The sequence below is a fragment of the Hymenobacter oligotrophus genome (assembly GCF_003574965.1).
GTDB classification, from domain to species: Bacteria; Bacteroidota; Bacteroidia; order Cytophagales; family Hymenobacteraceae; genus Solirubrum; species Solirubrum oligotrophum.
This window is the reverse complement of sequence record NZ_CP032317.1, coordinates 3,587,333-3,607,441: the sequence shown is the minus strand read 5'-3', so window position 1 is coordinate 3,607,441 and position 20,109 is coordinate 3,587,333. Positions and strand designations below refer to the sequence as shown.

The following is a 20,109-nucleotide window of genomic DNA, read 5'->3' as shown; positions in this document are numbered from 1 at the left end:
GCCGTTAGAAGTTGAAGTTATAAGACACCGAAGGCAGCATCGAGCCGAACACCGAGAGGCGCACGGCCTCGGTTTTGCGCGGGTCGTCCTCGTTTTGGCGGAAATAAATGCCGTAGGCGTTGCGGCGTGCGTACACGTTGTACACCGAAAACACCCATTCGCTCTGCCAGCGGCGGCTGGGGTGCTGCGGGTTCTTGAGCGTGGCCCCTAGGTCGAGGCGGTGGTAGGCGGGTACGCGGTAGTTGTTGCGGGCATCGCCGCTTACCACCGGCACCACCAGGCCCTCGTAGCTGAAGCGGGCGTTGGGGAAGGTGGTGGCCACGCCGGTGCTGTAAGCAAAGTTGCCCGACACCGTGAGGCGCTTGCCCACTTGGTACATGCTCACCACCGAGAGGTTGTGCGTCTTGTCGTACTTGTTGGCGTACCACGCACCGCGGTTGATGCCATCAATCTGCCGCTCCGAGCGCGACAAGGTGTAGCTTACCCAGCCTGTAATCGGGCCTTGGTTTTTCTTCACGAAGAACTCGGCCCCGTAGGCGCGGCCGTCGCCGTAAAGCAGTTCGCCTTCCAGATCTTTGTTGAGCAGAGTGCTGGCCCCGTTCACGTAGTCGATCTGGTTGTCCATGGTTTTGCCGAATACTTCCACCGAGGCCTCGTAGCCATTGTCCAGGAAGTTGCGGAAGTAACCTAGGGCTACCTGATTGGCGCGCTCGGGCCGGATATTGTTGGTGCTGGGGCTCCACACATCCAAGGGCGAGGCGGCCGTGGTGTTCGATATCAGGTGGATGTACTGCGCCGTGCGGTTGTAGCTGGCTTTCAGCGAGCTGTTCTCGTCGAGCGTGAAGCGCAGCGAGGCGCGGGGCTCCAGGTTGGCGTAGCGTTTCACCACTTCGCCGTTGCGGGGCGTGCGCGGGTTCAGCGGATCTTTGCGCTTGCCTTCCTCGCCCTGGTAGTCGTAAATGGTTTTGCCGGTACCCAGGAAATCGAACACCGATAGGCGCAAGCCGTACTGCAGTTGCAGGCGCGGCGAAAGGGTTTGCTCGTTATCGAGGTAGGCAGCGTACTCGCCGGCTTTCTGCTCGTCCACCTTCAGCTCCACAAAAATCGACTCGGCGCTCAGCGGCTTTACCGTGGCAGGGTTAAACCGGTAGCGCGTACCGCTCACGCCGCCGCTGATGGTGTTGTTCGCGTTCAGCTGGAAGCTCAAATCGGCCTTGCCGGTGTAATTGCGCACGCTCGAGGTCCACTCGAAGGCTTGCGTGCCGTTGGGCACACCTAGGGCGTAGTCGTATTGCGCGGCCACGCCGGTAAAGTTGCCGAACAGGCGGGGCGAGAACTGGTGCGTCCAGCGGGCGGTGCCGCCGGTGTTGCCCCAGTTGTTCTTGAACACGTTGCTGAAGTTGAACACGTCGCGGCCGCGGTAGCCGGTTAGCTGCAGCTGGTCGCGGGCGCTGAACTTGTGGTTCACCTTCACGCTCAGGTCGTAGAAATACGCCTGGTTGTCCTTTTGGTCGGGCACCAGCTTCAGGAACAAGTCGCCGTAGGAGCGGCGGCCGGCCAGCACCACCGAGGTGCGGTCCTTAATCAGCGGCGCTTCCACGGCCAAACGGCTCGAAATCAAACCAATGCCGCCGTTCACGCTGGCGCGCTCGGCCGTGTGCCCGTCGCGCAGGCGCACATCAAGCAACGACGACAAACGCCCGCCGTACTGCGCCGGAATGCCGCCCTTGTACAGCTTCATGTCCTGCACAGCATCGGGGTTGAAGGCCGAGAACAAACCAAACAAGTGCGAAACGTTGTACACGGGCATCTCGTCCATCAAAATCAAGTTCTGATCGACGCCGCCGCCGCGCACGTTGAAGCCCGAAGCGCCCTCGCCCACCGTGGTTACGCCGGGCAGCAGCTGAATGCTGCGCACCACGTCTACCTCACCCAGGAGCGCGGGCATCAGCTTCACGGTTTTCATGTCGAGCTTGTTCACGCTCATTTCGGGCTTGCGCACGTTGTCCTCAGCGCGTTGGCCCTGCACCACCACCTCCTGCGTTTGCACCCGCGTGGCCGATAGCTTTACCGAGCTCGTGGCATCGGCCCCTAGGTTGATTTTCACCTCCTGCGGCTCGTAGCCCATAACCAGGTAGGTAACCGTGTGCGGGCCTTTGGGCAGTTGCAGCTGGTAGTAGCCGTTTTCGTCGGTGTTGGCACCTAGGCCCAGCGCTTTCACGAACACGCTGGCGCCCACCAAGGCCTCGCCGGTGGCGCCGTCGCGGAGGTAGCCGCTTAGGGTTGCGCGCTGGGTGGCTTCGGGCAAGGTTTGGCTCCAGGAGGGGGCGGCCGTCAGTAGCAGCCCGGCGGCCAGCCCCCAGTGGATTGATGATTTCATGTTTGTTTTCGGAGCGGCAGCTACCCCGGCCAACCAGCAGAGGCCGGCCGGAGCAGTTGCGGTAGTTGAGAGAAGGGAGAGAAGCGCGTGTTCGGAGCGAAGCAGGATTACGGCAGCGTTAGGCTGCGCCCTGGTGTTTGTTCTTGGGGTTAGTTACCGCTGAGTACTTTGCCCGAACCCGAAATGCGCGTGGTAACGGTGGGGTTGCCGCGGTAGTAAATGGTGCCGCTGCCGCTGATTTCGGCATTGAGCGTGCGGGCAGCCTGCACGTAAGCTTTGCCCGAGCCGCTGATGGATGCGTAGGCATCCTGCGTAGCCAGCTCGTAGGCGCTTACCTGGCCCGAGCCGCTGATGTTGACGGTGTGGCTAGCTGCCTCGCCGCTGAGGCGGGCCTCCCCCGAGCCCGAAATGCGGGTGCGCAGGCTTTGTACTTGGTCGAGGTCCAGGGTGGCTTCGCCCGAGCCCGACACCTCTACTTGGAAGGAGTTGGCCGACCACGGCGAGGTGCTGCGCACTTTGCCCGAACCCGATACCTGCACCTCCGACAGCGAAGGCACCGTGATGTAGACCTTGATGGGTTCGTGGCTGCGCACTTGCACATGGCCGTACTCAATCTGCAGCTCATCGCCGTTGATTTCGGTTTCGAGCACATCGAGGATGTTGCGCTGCCCTTCGAGGCGTACTTCCTGCCGGCTGCCCTGCGTGAGAATTACTTCCGCATCAATCTTGAGCTCCACACGGCTGAAGCTGTTGAACGAGCGGGTTTCCGTAACGGTAGGGCCGGTGCCCCGTACACGCGGGCCGAAAGCTTCGCCTTCGTGCGAGCAGCCGGCAGAGAGTAGCAGTACCGAGAAAAGAGGAGCGATGAGCCAGTTGGTTTTCATAGCGGTTGAGAGAGGTTGGTTTATCAGGGTTTTCAGTAGTAAGAGCCACAACCCAGGCCTTACCCCTACGCCACCCCTAAAAAAATTTCCAACCACGCTATAACAGCCACGAATTCAGGCCCGAAAAAAAGCCACTGAGCTTGTCGCGCATGATGCGCAAAGCCTTTCCCATTTGATTTTCCACGGTTTTGGGGGCTACTTCCAAGGCTTCGGCAATCTGCTGATAGCTCATGCCTTCTTGCCGGCTCATCAGAAACACGGCGCGGCACTGCGGCGGCAAAGCCTCGAGGGCGGTGGCTACTAATTGTTCAGCCTCTTGGCCCTCAAGGTGCTCGGCGGTGGTGTCGCGGCCGGTTTCGGCCAGGTTGGCATCGTCCCAGCTTACCTGGCGCTTTTGCTGCTCCACGTGGCGCAGGGCCGCGTTCATAGCAGCGCGGTAGAGGTAGGCTTTATAAGTGCTGCTGATGACAAGCGACTCGCGGTTGTTCCAGATGCGCATGAACACATCTTGCAGCAGGTCTTCGGCCACGGCACGATCTTGCACTACCCGGTACACCACGTTGCCGAGCGGGCGGTAAAATGCCCGAAACAACTCCTGCAGAAACGCCTCGCCGTTGGTGCGCTGTAGCTCCGCTAAGCGGGCTTCGAGGGCGTCAACGGTATCAATTTCGGGCGTATTGGCAGCCATATCCTCGCGGGTAGCACGCGGGCCGCTCGGCGGGCGCGGCACAAAACTACGTAAGATATGTTTTGCGCTATGCTTTATTGAAGGCTCAATTGTCTTTTCCGCCCAAGCGACTACCCGAAGCAGAGCCAGCGATACAGCAACCGAAGCAAAAGAAGCGTAACTGTCCATTATCGTACAGGGCCCAAGTGAATAGCCGTACGAATTACCAAATCAATGCCATTCGCGGAATCGCATGATAATGTGGTTGTTCAGAAACAACGCTAGCTGAACAAAGGCCGCAAATATGTCCGGTTGCGGACACGGGTGTTCGGCCGGCAGCCCGGCCCTAGGTAGTGGTAGCCGGTGCTGCCTCCTTCACGTTTTGCAGGCGCCGCAGGCGCGGGGCCAGCAAAGCCGTAAAGCCCACTACCACCAGCGTCATCATGCCCCCAAACACCACCGAGGGCACTACGCCCATCAGCCTGGCTACCGCCCCCGATTCGAAGGCGCCGATTTCGTTGGACGAGCCGATGAAAATGTTGTTGACGGCGGCTACGCGGCCTTTCATGTACTCGGGCGTGAAGGTGTGGATAAGCGTGGAGCGCACGATAACCGACACCGAATCGAACACGCCGGTAAGAAACAGCAGGAACAACGACAGCCAAAAGTTGGTGGACAGGGCAAAGCCCACGGTAGCCAAGCCAAAGCCGGCCACCGCCCACAACAGCTTGCGGCCCATGTGGCGGTGCAGCGGAAAATACGTGAGCGTTACGGCCATCAGCACCGAGCCCACGGCCGGCGCGGCGCGCAAGTAACCTAGGCCGTCGGCGCCAATCTTCAGGATGTCGTCGGCGAAGATGGGCAGCAAGGCCACGGCCCCGCCAAACAGCACCGCAAACAAATCAAGCGACAAGGCGGCCAGCACAATCTGGTTTTGGAAGATAAAGCGCACGCCCGACAAAATGCTTTCCTTCAGGCTTAGCTGCTCGCCCTCGCGCGGCGGCAGCGGCCGCCCGGCAATGCTGCTAAACAGCAACAAGGCCAAAATCGTCAGCAGCAAATCGATGCCGTAGGCTGCCGATATCCCTAGGTGCGCGTACAGCAAACCGCCGATGGCAGGCCCCATCACGGCCGAGAACTGCCACGTCGAGCTGTTCCAGGTAATGGCGTTGGGCAGCAATTGGCGGTTGGGCAGCAGCTGCGGCATAAACGAAAACAAGGCCGGCCCCAAAAAGCCCCGGGCCAGGCCGCTCACGAAGATGACCGCGTAGAGGGGCACTGTTTTGTACTCCTCGAGCACCCACGCGCCCGCGGGCCGCGTGAACAGGTACAAGGCCAAGGAGCACAGCATAAACACCGTTACGGCCGACACGATGATGTTTTTGCGCCGCACCGAGTCGGCTACGTGCCCGGCGTACAACGACACCGTGATGCTGGGAATGGCCTCGGCCAAGCCAATCAACCCCAGGGCCAGCGGGTCCTTGGTTAGCTGATACATCTGCCAGCCTACCACCACGGCCTGCATTTGCGTGGCCAGCACCAGGCACACCCGCGCCGAGATAAGCCGGCGAAACTCCGGAATGCGCAGCGCAGCGTAGGGGTCGTGGGGCCGCTGGGGCGCGGCCAAGTCGGCAGTACTCATAAGAAGCCTCTAACGGGGAAAGCGCGCAAAGGTAGTCCGGCACTTGCTTGCGCCACCGATTTGGATAAGGCCGCTAATTTTTGTATCGTTGTGTACAACGCCCTGCGCTGCACCTCTCAGCTTGCCGCCTGCTGTTTCGGCGCCACCTGCGCCGTAGCCCGCACCTATTGTTGCCTTGTTTGCCAGCCCCGCCTGGGCCTGGTCCCGATCGGGTGCCTCCTTCTGCTTACCGTGTTTGGCCTTGTTGCTCGGGCAGCGTAGCGTGCTCGGCCGTGCTCCTCGTGCTTGTGTTGCGCTGCTTTGCCGCGCTGTGGTTTCTTTTCCTTTGCTGATCATGAGCGCTGCCCTCCAGGATATTGTCGATCTGTCGTTTCGCGACGACCTAGGCTTGCTCTTCAGCCGCTGGCTGCGCCAGGTAGATGACGCCGAAGTACGCCAGGGCTACGAGGCCTCGTTGGCGCTGGCAGCCCCGCGGCGCGCGCGTTACTGGCTGCTCGATATGCGCCGCCGCGGCATGGTAAGCACTGCAGCCACCCGCTGGGTTATGGAGGCGTTTTTGCCGCGGTTGGTGGCTACCCTTAGCGGACATGTGTACTTGGCTTACCTGATTTCGCCGGCGCACGAGAGCGAACTGCCCAGCGTTGTCAGCAACGCCCCGCCGGCCGACGACCGCTGCCGCGTGCAGGTGTTCACCGACGAACCATCGGCCATGCAGTGGCTTGCGCACAACCGCCAGCTAAACCTACCGCACGCCCAATCAACACCTACAACAACCGGCACCTAGGGCCCGTAGAGGAGCGTGCGCGCCCGCTTGCACTTTTCGCGGCGTGCCCCTTTGCCTCATGAAACGTTTCGTTTTGTTGTTCTTGCTGTGCTGCGCCACGTTGGTATCGGTAGCACAAACTGCCACCGCCCTGAAAGACGGCGCCTACCGCCGCAACGGCGTGGTAATGCGCCTGAAAGCGGGCAAAGCCACGCGCCTACAAGCGCCACTCGCCCTTTCCGACGGCTCCGTGATTAACCCATCGGGCTTGCTGGTACGCAAAGACGGCACCCGCCAGCAACTGCCCGAGGGCCAAGCCGTGAACATGCAGGGCGTGGTGGTGAACTTCCGCGACGATATGCGCACGCCCCAGGCCATTGAGCGGCAAAGCGTGCAGGTAACCGGCAGCACCGGCGAAACCCGCGTGAGCGTGCCCGGCACTCCGGTTTCGGCCGCCACAGCCCAGCAGCTCAAGCAACTTGAGCGGCGCGTAGCCCTGTTGCAGCAAGCCACCGATAAGCTTGCCGAGCGCACCGCCCTAGGTGCCGCCGCCGTGCCCAACGGCACTCGCTACGACCAGCAGCTGCGCACCCTCGATGCCCAGCTGAAAAGGTAACTGCACGGTTTTTGCAGCCCCCAAAGCCCGCTGTTTCAGCGGGCTTTTTTTATGGTTGAGCTTCGGAACAAAAAAATTATTTGGGGGCCCGCCACAATACGCGTTGCAAAGCAGCTTGCAGAACTCTACATTTGATCAGTACGCTTTCTACAGGCTCTTCAACTTAACTTTCACGGCAACCTGCACAATATGGCCTAAAGCTCTACGTTCCCCTAACCGTAGCCTTTATGGAAACTATGCAGCCGAGCGATTCCGCGTTGATTTCGCTCTACATTGCCGGCAAGGAAGAAGCCTTCGCCCTGCTCTTGGACAGGCACAAGCGCCGCGTCTTCACCACGATCATGCTGATCGTGAAAGACCCCGTGATTGCCGAAGACCTGGTGCAGGATGCGTTCATCAAAGCGGTGCACACGATGAAGAGCGGTCGGTACAATGAAGAGGGGAAGTTTTCGTCGTGGATCTGCCGCATTGCCCACAACCTGGCCATCGACTTTTTCCGTCGCCAGAAGCGCAACCCGCAGCTAAACCTCGATGCCACCGGCCACGCGTTCAACTCGTTGTCGTTGGCCGAAGAAGGTGTAGACGCCTCCATGACCCGCGAGGAAACCTATAGCCATCTTCGGGAGTTAATACAAGAGCTGCCGGCCGCGCAGAAGGAAGTGCTCATTATGCGTCATTACGGCGACATGAGCTTTCAGGAGATTGCCGATGCAACGGGGGTGAGCATCAATACGGCGCTAGGTCGTATGCGCTACGCGCTCATCAACCTGCGGAAGAAAATGGCCGCGCAACCCGTCTTCTATGATCAAAACCTTTACCCACGAGACCCTGCTCCGGTATGTGTACAACGAATTGCCGGCTAAGGAGACCCAAAGTATAGAGCAAGCCCTGCTGCACGACGCCGACTTGGCCGCGCGTTGCGCCGACCTGCTCCAGGCCCAGCGCCTGCTCGATGCCCTGCAACACGGGCCCTCGGACCGCGCCGTCGATAACATTTTGCAGTATTCGCGCACCTTCATGCGCTCGAGCTAAACCGCCTGTGCCCAGCGCTTCTATGCCCCGGGCCGAGCGGTTTCGCCGTTTTCTGGCCTATTTCACCACCCACTTTCCGGAGCCCGAAACCGAGCTGCACTACCGCAGCCCTTACGAGCTGCTGGTGGCCGTGGTGCTCAGCGCGCAATGCACCGACAAGCGCGTGAACCTGATTACGCCCGCTCTGTTCGAACACTTCCCGACGCCGCAGCACCTCGCTGCTGCCTCGGCCGAGGAGGTGTTTCCGTTTATCCGCAGCGTATCGTACCCCAACAACAAAGCCAAACACTTGGCCGGCCTGGGCAAGATGCTGGTGGAGAAGTTTGGCGGCGAAGTGCCCGACCGGCTCGAGGACCTGCAGCTGCTGCCCGGCGTGGGCCGCAAAACGGCCAACGTGATTGTGTCGGTTATCTACAACCAACCCGCCATGGCGGTTGATACGCACGTGTTTCGGGTGGCGCACCGCCTGGGCTTGGTGCCGCGTACGGCCACTACGCCGCTGGCCGTGGAGAAGGGCTTGGTGAAATACACCCCCCAGGAGCTAATTCCGAAAGCCCATCATTGGCTGATTTTGCACGGCCGCTACGTCTGCGTGGCGCGCAACCCCAAGTGCCTGCAGTGCCCGCTTACCGATTTCTGCAAGTACTTCGCCGATAAGGTGCAGCCCACGCTGGAGCCGATTGTAGCTCCAGTTTAGCCAGCCGCTCGCTCGAGTATCTGCTGAACCTGCGCGGCTAGCTGCTGGCGGTCGAATAACAATCGGGCTACCTCTTGCCCGCGCTGCCCGGCCGCGCTAAGTTCGGCTTTAGCACCTAGGGCGCGGTGCAAATGCTCGGCCAAGGCCCTAGGTTGCTCGGCGGGCACGTACCAACCGCAGCGGTGCTCTTCCACAAATTGTTTGGTCCAGCCCGGATTAGTTACCACCACGGGTGTACCAACCGCAAGGCTGTCGTAGAACTTGGCCGGGGAGTTGGTATCGAGCACCGGCAAGTTGATGAAGGAAACCACCGACACATCGGCGGCGGCTAGCCACGCAAACACTTGGTGCCTAGGCTGCGGCGGCACCAGCCGAATGGCTGCGCAGCGCGCGGCCGCCTCGCGTATCAGCGGCTCGTAATAGCCGTGGCCCATAAACAACCACACCGCATCGGGCTGCATTTGGTGCAGCGCTTCAGCGGCTTGCACCAGTGTGGGTATATCGTTGGCCCGCCCGAACGTACCGGCGTACAGCACCACGGGGCGGCCTTCCAGGCTGTACTGCCGGCGCAAGTTTGCTGCCACGTTGGGCGTAGCTTGGGCGGCTTGGTCGAGGTCGGTGCCGTTCAGGATGGTGCTCACCTTCTCCTCCCCTATCCCTAGGTGCCGCACATAATCCGTCATACCCGGCGAGAGGGTGATGATGTGCCGCGCCTGCTCGTAGAGGCCGCGCTCGGCGGCGTACAGCTGGCGTTGGGCCAAACGGTTCCGCACCGCTCCCATTTCAATAGGGAACGTCGGCCACAAATCCTGCACCTCAAACACCCACGGCACGCGGCGCTGCTGCGCTACTTTGCCAGCTACCCAAGCCGCTGAGAGCGGTGTAGATATTCCCCAAATCACATCGGGCCTAGGTATGCGCCGGCCTTGCCGCCACGCATGGGCCATGTACCGCACAAAGGCCCAGCCGCGCGCCGCCACGCCCATGCGGTTGTGGTACGGTATGTCGGCCGCCAGCATCTCCACCCCCTCGGGCAACCACGGGTACTCGTGCGTTAGGCGCTGCGGCTCCCACGTGTTGGTGGTGATGAGCGTAACGCGGTGCCGCCGGGCAATGTGCGCCAGCAACGAGTAGTGCCGACTGGTAGCTGGGCAATCGGGGTTGGTGTGGTATTGGCTGAAAACGGCGATGTGCATAGGTTTAATGAAGAATGAAAAAGGAAGAATGAGGAGCAAATCGGGCTTGCTGGCCGTTCTGCACTCCTTATTCTTCCATCTTCACCAACCACAAGGTAGTTGTCCAACCGGATACGCCCGCTTTTTTCTCATTCTTCCGTCTTCACTAATCCTTGGGCCTAGGCCGGTAGCGCGACTCGGTGAGGATGCGCTGCGGATCTTTCATGGCCATGAGCTGAGCCAGCGTTACGTTGGGGTGCTCGGCCATGTACTTGCGCACAATTTGCCAGCCTAGCCACAGGCCAATACGGCCGGGGCAGGTTTTGTCGATTTCGGGTACGTTGGGCCGCTCGCCCACGTACTTCTGAATCTGGAAAGGCGAGGTGTTGTAGAGCAGGTTCTTCTCCAGAAAATGCCCCCAGATTCTGGCCTCGTTGAAGTGCACGTTCTGCAAATCTTTGCCGGGAAAACCCACTAGCAAAGAGTCGTCGGTGCAAGGCAGCACCCTTTCGGCGAAGTAGAGTGCCTTGCCGCCCTGTATCATCTCGCCGAGCATGGTGTTGCTCGTTAGCTCCTTCTTGTTGTACTTGCTCGAAACTGCCAGGGCCACGGTGGGCAACACGTACTCGGTGCGGTAGCGGCGCAGGATGTAATTGGGCACGTTGGGCCGGTACACGGCCTTGGGCCCCACGAAGAAGTCGGTGCTGATAACCAGCAGGCTGTCATTGGCAAACACATCCTGGCTGAGGCCGCTCACAAAGGTTTTGGCCTGCGGTACCTTAAAGTCAGGAAAATAGTAGCGCACGTGCTGAAACATGCGCTGCAAATCGCCCTGCCACTGCTCGGTGTTGCGGAAGGTGGTATCGGCTTGCTGCCCGAGCTTTTGCAACCCGGGGTTGGTAGCCAGCCGCACCAACGCCTGCTGCAAAATGGCATCCGATGGGTACTGCCGGCGCTGCAAAAAGTGGCGCGCAAAAAGCGGGTTTCGGTTCAGAAACTGTTGAGCGTCGGCCGGGGTTCGGATCTTGAAAAACTGGGTTTCCAGCCGCTCAAGCTGCACCGGCGCTGCCACGCGGGCAACCTCCGGCGACATCTCACACTTTTCACCTCGGTTGCAAGCAACCGACAACAGCAGCGTGGCGGCCAGCACCGGGGTGCTCAGCCAAAGGCGCAAACGCGGAAAGGGCATGATGGGTAGCAGGGGAACTTTATATTTAAGGCGAAATTAGATAAAACGCCGGGCCCGCGTGCCCGGTTGGCTGTAGCAACGCGTTGCGGCTGTTAAGCGTGTCCTTTCATATGAAAAAAACGATGTTGGCGCTGGCCCTGCTCTTGGGCGGCGTAGCCACCAATGCGTCGGCCCAGATAGAAATCGGGCTGAAAGTCTCTCCCTCCATTACAAGCCTGCGCGTTAGCTCGCCCACCGAGCGCAACTTTCAGAGCGACGGCAGCCGCGCCGGCATCGGCGGCGGCGTGGTTGTCGATTACTTTTTCGGCGAGAATTACGCCTTCAGCACCGGCCTGAACCTCACCTTTAAAGGCGGCAACGTACGCTACCTCACCGAAAACTCGCCCACCGACAACAGCCTCTCTACCCAGAAGCAAAAGATCGGCCTGCAGTACCTCGAGATTCCGGTTACGCTGAAGCTGTTTACGAACGAAATCACCACCGATACCAAACTTTACTTCCAAGTGGGCGGCACGGCCAACGCGCGGGTGGCTTCGCGCATCAACGGCAACAAGTTCTACACCGACCCCTCCACCGGCAACGAAACCAAAGCTTCGAGCCACTTCATCGTGCCCGATGCGGCCTTATTGGGCGGCCTAGGTGTGGAGTACCAGGTGGGCCAAAGCACCAAGGTATTCGCCGGCGTATCGTACCACCGCGGTTTGTTCAACATCGAGCGGTACTTCGACAACACCCGCAAGCTCAAGGACATCACCTTCAAGAACAACGAAGTTGCGCTCGACCTAGGGCTGAAGTTTTAGTTGGTAGCTAGCACTGAACAAATGTAGTTCGCTACTAACCCGCCCGAAACGCCGACGCCCCCACCGTTCCAGGTACAGAACGGTGGGGGCGTCGGCGTTTCGGGCGGGGCATTGCCCGAGTTAATTGATGTTGTGGCACTTACTACTAAGTACTCAATACCAACTACTAATCATCCGTTTCGTCGTCGCGGTCTTGCAGGCTGTTCAGCTCGGCCGCGCGGCTGTGCAGCTCAATGTCCTCGCCGCGTTCGTCCTGAATGCGGTAGTCGGTGAGGCCAAGGCTGGTATCCTTCACCACCTTCACCCATTTGTAGTACTTCAGGTACCACTTCATTTGCTTGCTTACCAACCCTTTGGTATAGTAAGCGTGCAAGAAGGGGTGCACGTACAAAGTGAGGCCGGCGTGGTTCTGGTTCACCAACAACTCATCGATGCTTAGGTCGATTTCGTCGGTAACCAAAATGGAGGCGGTAATCTTGCCGGTGCCGCCGCAGGTGGGGCACACCTCGGTAGTAATAATGTTCTGCTCGGGGCGCACGCGTTGCCGCGTAATCTGCAGCAGGCCAAACTTGGTGATGGGCAGAATGGTGAATTTGGCCCGGTCGCGCGCCATGATTTGCTGCACCGTGTCTTCTACCTTCTTGCGGCTGTCGCCAGAGCGCATGTCGATGAAGTCGACCACGACGATGCCGCCCATATCGCGCAAACGCAGCTGGCGGGCCACTTCCTTGGCAGCCGCCAGGTTCACCATCAACGCGGTGGCTTCCTGGTCGCTCTGCTGGTTGCTTTTGTTGCCCGAGTTTACGTCGATAACGTGCAGCGCCTCGGTGTGCTCGATAACGAGGTAACCACCGCCGGGCACCGTAACGGTTTTGCCGAAGAGGGTTTTGAGCTGTTTTTCAATCTCGAATTGCTCAAAAATCTTCGTCTTGCCCGAGTACAGCTTCAGCAAGTCTACTTTATCGGGAGCAATCTGCTGCAGGTAAGTGCGCAACTCGTCGAATAGCTCCTGCGAGTCAACGTGGATGGCGTCGAACGAGTCGCTGAGCATATCGCGCAGCATCGACGACGTACGGCCCAACTCGCCCAGCACCTTATCGTTGGGCTTGGCGTTGCGCAGGTTTTGGTAGAGCTGCTCCCACATGGCCACCATGTTGGTCATGTCGCGGTCGAGCTCGGCCACGTCGCGGCCTTCGGCTACGGTGCGAATAATCACGCCGAAGCCATCGGGCTTAATGGAGGCAATCAGGCGCTTAAGCCGCTCGCGCTCGGCCCGGCTTACAATCTTCTTCGACACCGAAATGGTGTCGGAGAAAGGCATGAGCACGAGGTAGCGCCCGGCCATGGATAAGTCGGAGGAAAGGCGCGGACCCTTCGTGGAAATCGGCTCCTTTACGATTTGTACCAGCATTTGCTGGCCCTTCTTTACCACGTCGGCCATCTTGCCGACCTTTTCGAGGGCGGCATCGCGCGGGAAGCCCTTGAGGTGCGCTACCGGCGCTTTGCCGGAGTGCACCAGGCGCGTCCACTTGGCCAGCGTCTGGAACTGCTCGCCTAGGTCGCCGTAATGCAGAAAGGCGTCCTTCTGGTACCCGATATCAATAAACGCGGCGTTCAGGCCGGGCATTACTTTCTTGACGGTGCCCAGAAAGATGTCGCCTACCGCGTAGTTGGTGTCGTTGCGGTCGAAGTGATACTCGATCAGCCGCTTGTCCTGAAGCAGGGCAATCCGCTCGCCTTCCTGAGTCGAATTAATGATTAACTCGTTACTCAATGGAGTTCGGGGTTAGCCGGCTGTCCGGGAGGGCTTGCGGTAGCGCTGCCCCGTGCATAAGCCAAGAAGGGAAGCCAGCGCACGAGCACCAGCTTCCCCCTTATCTAGTTCCACGGGGAGAACGTAACCACAAAGCCACGCCCGGGAGTCGGCGGGGTGAAACATAGGGCGCGGTGCCGGCCTACGGCCGTGCGGGCGCCCAGCAAACCCCCGCGGGCTTACTTCTTCTTATGACGGTTTTTGCGCAGGCGCTTCTTCCGCTTGTGGGTGGCGATTTTGTGACGCTTTCTCTTTTTACCGCAGGGCATGAGATTTATGGTTTAAGGTTAAGTGGTTGATTTCGAAAATAGCTTGCGCTATAGTTTCTGGAGTTCTTCGTTTACCGAGGTCAGCAGCCCGGGGTCGTTGCTGAGGCTTTTGACCTTTTGGAAAGTCTGCCGGGCTTGTTCCTTTTTGCCGGATTGTGCCAAGGATACGCCCAAGTAGAACAATCCGTTCACGTTCTTGGGATTTACCTTCGCCAATTCCTCAAACCGCTCCACTGCCTTATCAGGCTGGTTGCTTTGCAATGCCAGAATTCCTAGGTTGTAAAGCGCCTTTTCGTTCTTGGGGTCGGCGGCCAGCACCTCGCGCAGCATCATGATGCCCTGCACGGGGTTTTCGCTGGCCATCAGCGCCATCCCTAGGTTCGTTTTGGCATCAAGGTTCTGGGGGTTCTGCTTCAGCACCTTCTCGTACAGCTCGCGGGCTTTGCCGCCTAGCATTTTGGCGCGCTCCTCGGTAGCCGCAAAGCTGTAGGCTTCGAAGTACTGATCTGCGGCGCGCTTCCAGGCTTGCTCACCGGGCTTGGCTTGGGCTACCTGCTCGTAGTAGTAACCAGCACTGTCGAAGCGTTGTACCGATTGGTACTGCTTGGCCAGATCGGTGGCTACCGTGAGCTTGGCAGCGCCCTGCGCCGTCCGGTAACGAGCCACAAGGGTGTTCAGGCCCTTGCGTTGCTCGGCCGAGGCCATGGTGTGCGGCTGCTGCTGCGCCGTAACGCCCTGGCTGGCCGGCACGGGCCCCGAGGAAGCTTCGGTTTTGGAGCCGTTGGTGTTGGGGCCACCGCCATTGGGGGCGCTGGTGGCCGCAGCATCGCGGGCGGCTTCGCCTTTGCCTTCCTTGGGTTTCACCACACCTTTGGGCAGCAAAAACAACCCTGCTACCACCGCGGCAGCCAGGATGAGAATGAGCAGTTGGGGCGAAAAAGAAGAGCGGCCAGTAGCCATAAGCAGAAGAAAAAGGCGGCCGCCGGGCTGCTGCTTTCGGGGCAGACCAGCTCGGCGGCGCCGGCAAGTTTACAAAGAACCGAGCGGTTTTAAGCCTTAGGCCTGTACCGGCTGCTCTTTTACCTTCTTGCTGTTTTTGATTTTGCTGATGAAGGTCTTCGACGGTTTGAAGCTCGGGATGAAGTGCTCGTCGATGATGATCGAGGTATTTTTCGAAATGTTACGGGCTACTTTCCGGGCCCGCTTCTTGTTTACGAAGCTACCGAAGCCACGCACGTAGATGTTGTTGCCGTTGGCCATCGAATCCTTCACCACTTTGAAGAAAGCCTCAACGGTTGCAGACACGTCGGTTTTCTCAATGCCGGTCTTCTCGGCAATCTCGGCAATTACTTCTGCTTTGGTCACTGTATTAGGAACCTGAAAAGTGAAAAAAAGAATAGGCAAAAAGCTGTTAAAAACCCGTAAGCCCTTGCCCGGTAGGCATTTCGGGCCACAAAGGTAGTCCCGTTTTTTGGTTTTACAAATGCAATTGCCAAATACCGTGAATACAGGCTATTGATGGCAATATATTAATAATCAACACGTTGATCAACACTTCGCCGCATCAAGCTCATCCGTTTTTTGCCGAGGCATTATTGGACTGGTACCCGCGGCACCGCCGCGACTTACCTTGGCGCCATACCCAAGACCCGTATGCTATCTGGCTGTCGGAGATAATCTTACAGCAAACCCGCGTGCAGCAGGGCCTGCCTTATTACGAGCGTTTTTTGGCGGCCTACCCCACCGTGCACGACCTTGCCGCTGCGCCGGAGCAGGAGGTGTTGCGGCTATGGCAAGGCCTGGGGTACTACTCCCGGGCTCGCAACATGCGCATTACGGCCCAGCAAGTAGTAAACGAGTACGCCGGCCAGTTTCCGGGTAGCTACGCCGGGTTGGTAAAGTTGCGCGGAATAGGCCCCTACACGGCAGCCGCCATTGCTTCGTTTGCGTTTGGCGAACGGGTGGCGGTGCTCGATGGCAACGTGTACCGCGTACTGGCGCGGGTGTTTGGCCTCACCACCGACATTGCCCAGCCATCGGCGCGCAAAGAGTTTCAGCACTTGGCCGATCAGCTGATTTCGGTGGAGGAGCCCGCCGACTACAACCAGGCCATTATGGAGTTCGGCGCCATTCAGTGCACGCCTACCAACCCCGACTGCTTGTTTTGCCCGGTGCGCGAGCAGTGCTTTGCTTTTCAGCACGGCATGGTGCAGCAATTACCCGTCAAGAGCAAAGCCAAAGCTGGCCGCACGCGCTATTTCCACTACTTAGTGCTGCGCTACGGCGGGCAAGTGTACCTGCGCAAACGTACGGGCAAGGATATTTGGCACAGCCTTTACGATTTTTACCTGACCGAAACGCCCGAGGCGGCCTTGCCCCCTCAGGCCCTTGTAACTGAACTCGAAGCCCTAGGTGCGCAGGTTGCCACCAACCGCGTGAGCGAGCCGGCAGCGGCATTGCGGCACGCGCTTAGCCACCAGAAGGTGGAGGCCTGTTTCCATGAACTTTGGTTGGACGCGCCGCTTGCTGATGACGTGCTTAAGCAGACTGGCCTAGAGGCCTATGCAGCCGAGCAAATGGACGAATTGCCAAAGCCGGTAATTATCTCCAATTACCTGAACAAAAAGGGCATTCTTCGCAACTAAAGCCATTTGCTCTTTAGCTAATAATTTTAGATATTGTAGTGCAATTAGCACCGGTTGATTGCTCGTTTCAACAAGACAAACAGAAGATTATGTCGAGCGTAAACAAAGTTATCCTGATCGGCCACCTAGGTACCGACCCCGAAGTGCGCCACCTTGAGGGCGGCAGCACGGTAGCACAGTTCCGCTTGGCTACCAACGAGTTCTACAAGGACAAACAAGGCAACCGCGTGGAGCGCACCGAGTGGCACAACGTGGTGGCTTGGCGTGGCCTGGCCGAAACCGTAGAGAAGTACATCAAAAAAGGCCAGCAGGTGTACGTGGAGGGCAAGATCCGCACCCGCCAGTACCAAGACAAAGACCAGCAAACCCGCTACGTAACGGAAATTGTGGCCGACGAAATCACGATGCTGGGCAGCGGCGGCCGCGGCCACAACGAGCAGCCGAGTAATCAAGCCACTGGTTCAGCTAGCAATGCGGCCGAGCCAAACACCTTCCGCCAAGAGCCAGAGCTCAACGAACTGCCGTTCTAAGCTCACTGTTCATTGGCATAAGCCGCCCCAGTCATGCGTTGGCTGGGGCGGTTTGCGTTGATGCATGTGCTTGGCCGGGTCGTTGCCTTAGGTAAGTTTAGCTCTTGGTATCGACTAGCGTCTTGGTATCGACTAGCGGCTGGGTACCTAGGGCGTACTCCGCACTACTTCGCGTAATTTTGGTTTGTCACCTTCTCTCCTGCTGCCTGTGCTCCGCTCCTCCTGCGCGCTGCTAATTGTCGGTTTGCTGCTTTCGGGCTGCAACACTGCCCCCGATTACACGCCCAAGCCCAAAGGCTACAACCGCATCGATTTGCCGCCGCATGCTTACCAGCAGCTGCCGGCTGGCCATCCGTACCGGTTTGAGTATTCGAAGCATGCCCGCATTTTGCGCGATTCATCGTACCTGGCTCAGCCGCACTGGATCAACGTGAACTACCCCACGTTGCGCGCCAACGTACAGATTACCTACACCAACATCCAGAACAACCCCAAGCTCTTTAACAAGATGCTGGAGGATGCGCGCAAGCTCACGGGCAAGCACCAGATCAAAGCCTCGGCCATTGAGGAAAACGTGCTGAAAACGCCCGACGGCAAGCAAGTGACGGTGTTCGAGTTAAGTGGCGAAGTGCCCAGCCAATTTCAGTTCTACACCACCGACTCCACCAAGCATTTCTTCCGGGGGGCGCTGTATTTCCGCACGGCCGTAGCCAACGACTCGCTGGCCCCGGTTATCGACTACGTGAAAGAGGACATCGTACACCTCGTCAATACGCTGCATTATCAATGAACAATGATGAGTGAACAATGAGCAATGGGTTCGGATCACGACCACCCATTGCTCATTGTTCACTCATCATTGATAATTGACTCAATGAGTAATTTCTTCAACACCAAAATTGCCCTGCTCCGCGGTATGGATACGCGGCGGGCCGACGTGCTGGCCAAAGAGCTGAACTTGTTCACGTACGGCGACTTGGTGCAGCATTACCCTTTCCGCTACCTCGACCGCACGCAGTTCTACAACGTGTGCGACCTGCACGACGACCTGCCCATGGTGCAGGTGAAGGCTACCGTGCGCACCAAGGAGCTACTGGGCGAAGGCCGCAAGCAGCGCCTCGTGGCCAAAGCGCAAGATGCAAGCGGCGAGGTAGAGCTGGTGTGGTTTAAGGGCGTGAAGTGGTTTGAGAAGTGGCTGAAAAACCACCAGGAATACATTGTCTTCGGCAAGCCGACGTTGTTCAATGGCAAGCCGCAGATAGCCCACCCCGAGCTCGAGGAAGTGTCGGAAGTGAAGCCCGGGGCCTCGTTTTTGCAACCGGTGTACTCCAGCACCGATAAGCTCCGCAACTTCAACCTCGATACCAAGGGCATAGGCAAGCTGATGGCGCAGCTGCTGAAGCTGGCCGCGCCGCACTTCCACGAAACGCTTTCGGGCGAGCTTATTCAGCGCTACGCGTTGATGCCCAAGGCCGAGGCCATGCAGCAAATTCACTTTCCGCAAAGTGCCGATTTGCTGCAGGCTGCCCGCTTCCGGCTGAAGTTTGAGGAGCTGTTTTACATTCAGCTGAAGCTGCTGCGCCAGAAAACCGAGCGAAAGGTGGAGCTGGCCGGGCAAATCTTCGATAAGGTGCCCACGCTTACGCACTTCTACAAGAACGTGCTGCCCTTCGATCTGACGATGGCGCAGAAGCGGGTAATTCACGATATCTACAAGGATTTCACGGCCGGCAAGCAGATGAACCGCCTACTGCAGGGCGACGTGGGCTCGGGCAAAACCATCGTGGCGTTTATCTCGATGCTGATTGCCGCCGACAACGGTGCGCAGTCGTGCATGATGGCGCCTACCGAAATCCTGGCCGACCAGCACTACGAGGGCCTGAAGAAGTTTGCCGACATGCTCGGCATCAAGATTGGCAAGCTTACAGGCAGCACCCGCACCTCGGAGCGGCGCGTATTGCACGAACAGTTGCGCTCGGGCGAGCTGCACATGCTGGTGGGCACCCACGCCCTGCTCGAAGACGTGGTGCAGTTCCGCAACCTAGGGCTGACGATTATGGACGAGCAGCACCGCTTTGGCGTGGCGCAGCGCTCCAAGCTGTGGCAGAAAAACCCGCACGTAATTCCGCACGTGCTCGTGATGACGGCCACTCCCATACCTCGCACGCTCGCCATGACGCTCTACGGCGACCTGGACGTGTCGGTAATCGACGAGCTGCCCGCCGGCCGCAAGCCCATCGTTACGGTGCACCGCTTCGACTCGAACCGCCTGAAGGTGTTCGAATTTATGCGCCAGCAAATTCGCCTGGGTCGGCAGTGCTACGTGGTGTACCCGCTGATTGAGGAAAGCGAAACCATGGCCGAGTACAAAGACCTGACTGACGGCTACGAAAGCATTACCCGCGCTTTTCCGGAGTACAAGGTGAGCATTGTGCACGGCCGCATGAGCGCCGCCGACAAGGACTACGAAATGCAGCGCTTCCTGCGCAACGAAACCCAGATTATGGTGGCTACCACTGTTATCGAGGTAGGCGTAAACGTGCCCAACGCTTCGGTAATGGTGATTGAATCGGCCGAGCGGTTCGGGCTTTCGCAGCTGCACCAGCTGCGCGGCCGCGTGGGCCGGGGTGCCGATCAGAGCTATTGCATTCTGATGTCGGGCTACAAGCTCAGCAAAGATTCGCGCACGCGCCTCGAAACCATGGTGCGCACGAACAACGGCTTCGAAATTGCCGACATTGACCTGAAGCTGCGCGGCCCCGGCGACCTAATGGGCACGCAACAAAGCGGCGTGCTCGATTTGCTAGTGGCCGACCTGGCTAAGGATGGGAAAATCCTGACGGAATCGCGGGCGGCAGCACAAGAACTGCTCAACGACGACCCCAACCTAGCCAAAGCCGAAAACCAGAACATTCGCCGACACATCGAGTCGTTGCCGGCAACGGCGGTAAACTGGAGCCGCATCAGCTAAAGTAAGCCGCCGCAGTACGGGCATAAAAAAACGGCT

19 protein-coding genes are annotated in these 20,109 nt (G+C 58.9%); 10 read left to right on the top strand and 9 right to left on the bottom strand.

The genetic code is table 11. From position 1 onward, the window contains the following. Positions 1-4: 4 nt before the first annotated feature. From D3Y59_RS15525 to D3Y59_RS15510, 4 genes are all read right to left on the bottom strand, one after another. Positions 5-2,380 (bottom strand): TonB-dependent receptor, encoded by a 2,376-nt coding sequence (locus D3Y59_RS15525; protein ID WP_119445875.1) that lies wholly within the window; start codon positions 2,378-2,380, stop codon positions 5-7. 149 nt (positions 2,381-2,529) lie between these two features. Further along, positions 2,530-3,264, bottom strand: a complete 735-nt coding sequence (locus D3Y59_RS15520; RefSeq protein WP_119445874.1) for a head GIN domain-containing protein — start codon at positions 3,262-3,264, stop codon at positions 2,530-2,532. A gap of 97 nt (positions 3,265-3,361) precedes the next feature. Next, the gene (locus D3Y59_RS15515; protein ID WP_162910829.1) at positions 3,362-3,952 is read right to left on the bottom strand and encodes an RNA polymerase sigma-70 factor; all 591 of its coding nucleotides are present in this window, start codon (positions 3,950-3,952) and stop codon (positions 3,362-3,364) included. A 325-nt stretch (positions 3,953-4,277) separates the two neighbouring features. Next, a complete protein-coding gene (locus tag D3Y59_RS15510; protein WP_119445872.1) occupies positions 4,278-5,573 on the bottom strand; it encodes an MFS transporter in 1,296 nt (431 codons plus the stop codon). A 334-nt stretch (positions 5,574-5,907) separates the two neighbouring features. On the opposite strand from D3Y59_RS15510, the gene D3Y59_RS15505 reads away from it, so the two are divergent. From D3Y59_RS15505 to nth, 5 genes are all read left to right on the top strand, one after another. Beyond that, positions 5,908-6,357 carry a hypothetical protein gene (locus tag D3Y59_RS15505; RefSeq protein WP_119445871.1) on the top strand — a complete coding sequence of 150 codons (450 nt, stop codon included), beginning with the start codon at positions 5,908-5,910 and terminating at the stop codon, positions 6,355-6,357. Between the two features lie 58 nt (positions 6,358-6,415). Next, on the top strand, positions 6,416-6,952 hold the full coding sequence (locus D3Y59_RS15500; RefSeq protein ID WP_119445870.1) for a DUF6799 domain-containing protein: 537 nt from the start codon (positions 6,416-6,418) through the stop codon (positions 6,950-6,952). Between the two features lie 227 nt (positions 6,953-7,179). Further along, positions 7,180-7,815: an RNA polymerase sigma factor gene (locus tag D3Y59_RS15495; RefSeq protein WP_119445869.1), complete on the top strand. Its 636-nt coding sequence runs from the start codon at positions 7,180-7,182 to the stop codon at positions 7,813-7,815. Continuing rightward, positions 7,793-7,984, top strand: coding sequence for a hypothetical protein (locus tag D3Y59_RS15490; protein ID WP_240410398.1), 192 nt, complete (start codon positions 7,793-7,795; stop codon positions 7,982-7,984). Before D3Y59_RS15495 ends, D3Y59_RS15490 begins: the two co-directional genes overlap by 23 nt. Positions 7,985-8,006: 22 nt before the next feature. Then, a complete protein-coding gene (nth, locus tag D3Y59_RS15485; RefSeq protein ID WP_119445867.1) occupies positions 8,007-8,681 on the top strand; it encodes an endonuclease III in 675 nt (224 codons plus the stop codon). Here nth and D3Y59_RS15480 read toward each other — a convergent pair. Continuing rightward, positions 8,678-9,877 (bottom strand): glycosyltransferase family 4 protein, encoded by a 1,200-nt coding sequence (locus D3Y59_RS15480; protein ID WP_119445866.1) that lies wholly within the window; start codon positions 9,875-9,877, stop codon positions 8,678-8,680. The genes nth and D3Y59_RS15480 overlap by 4 nt on opposite strands. A gap of 145 nt (positions 9,878-10,022) precedes the next feature. Then, positions 10,023-11,048, bottom strand: a complete 1,026-nt coding sequence (gene gldB, locus D3Y59_RS15475) for a gliding motility lipoprotein GldB (RefSeq protein ID WP_456237366.1) — start codon at positions 11,046-11,048, stop codon at positions 10,023-10,025. A gap of 107 nt (positions 11,049-11,155) precedes the next feature. Between gldB and D3Y59_RS15470 the strand changes: the two genes are divergently transcribed. After that, the gene (locus D3Y59_RS15470; protein WP_119445864.1) at positions 11,156-11,845 is read left to right on the top strand and encodes a porin family protein; all 690 of its coding nucleotides are present in this window, start codon (positions 11,156-11,158) and stop codon (positions 11,843-11,845) included. Positions 11,846-12,011: 166 nt separating this feature from the next. Here the strand turns inward: D3Y59_RS15470 and D3Y59_RS15465 are convergent, their stop codons facing one another. From D3Y59_RS15465 to D3Y59_RS15455, 3 genes are all read right to left on the bottom strand, one after another. Continuing rightward, positions 12,012-13,619: an Rne/Rng family ribonuclease gene (locus tag D3Y59_RS15465; RefSeq protein WP_119445863.1), complete on the bottom strand. Its 1,608-nt coding sequence runs from the start codon at positions 13,617-13,619 to the stop codon at positions 12,012-12,014. A gap of 356 nt (positions 13,620-13,975) precedes the next feature. Continuing rightward, complete coding sequence (locus D3Y59_RS15460; RefSeq protein ID WP_240410397.1) at positions 13,976-14,887, bottom strand: tetratricopeptide repeat protein; 912 nt, start codon at positions 14,885-14,887, stop codon at positions 13,976-13,978. A gap of 96 nt (positions 14,888-14,983) precedes the next feature. Then, entirely contained in the window at positions 14,984-15,325 is a 342-nt protein-coding gene (locus D3Y59_RS15455) for an HU family DNA-binding protein (protein ID WP_262696974.1), read from the bottom strand. A 146-nt stretch (positions 15,326-15,471) separates the two neighbouring features. Here D3Y59_RS15455 and mutY point away from each other — a divergent pair, with 146 nt between their 5' ends. The 4 genes from mutY to recG all read left to right on the top strand — a co-directional run bounded on the left by mutY (position 15,472) and on the right by recG (position 20,073). Continuing rightward, on the top strand, positions 15,472-16,572 hold the full coding sequence (mutY, locus tag D3Y59_RS15450) for an A/G-specific adenine glycosylase (protein ID WP_119445862.1): 1,101 nt from the start codon (positions 15,472-15,474) through the stop codon (positions 16,570-16,572). An 89-nt stretch (positions 16,573-16,661) separates the two neighbouring features. Next, on the top strand, positions 16,662-17,102 hold the full coding sequence (locus D3Y59_RS15445) for a single-stranded DNA-binding protein (protein WP_119445861.1): 441 nt from the start codon (positions 16,662-16,664) through the stop codon (positions 17,100-17,102). Between the two features lie 202 nt (positions 17,103-17,304). Further along, on the top strand, positions 17,305-17,892 hold the full coding sequence (gldD, locus tag D3Y59_RS15440) for a gliding motility lipoprotein GldD (protein WP_456237365.1): 588 nt from the start codon (positions 17,305-17,307) through the stop codon (positions 17,890-17,892). 84 nt (positions 17,893-17,976) lie between these two features. Further along, positions 17,977-20,073, top strand: a complete 2,097-nt coding sequence (recG, locus tag D3Y59_RS15435) for an ATP-dependent DNA helicase RecG (RefSeq protein WP_119445859.1) — start codon at positions 17,977-17,979, stop codon at positions 20,071-20,073. Positions 20,074-20,109 lie beyond the last annotated feature (36 nt).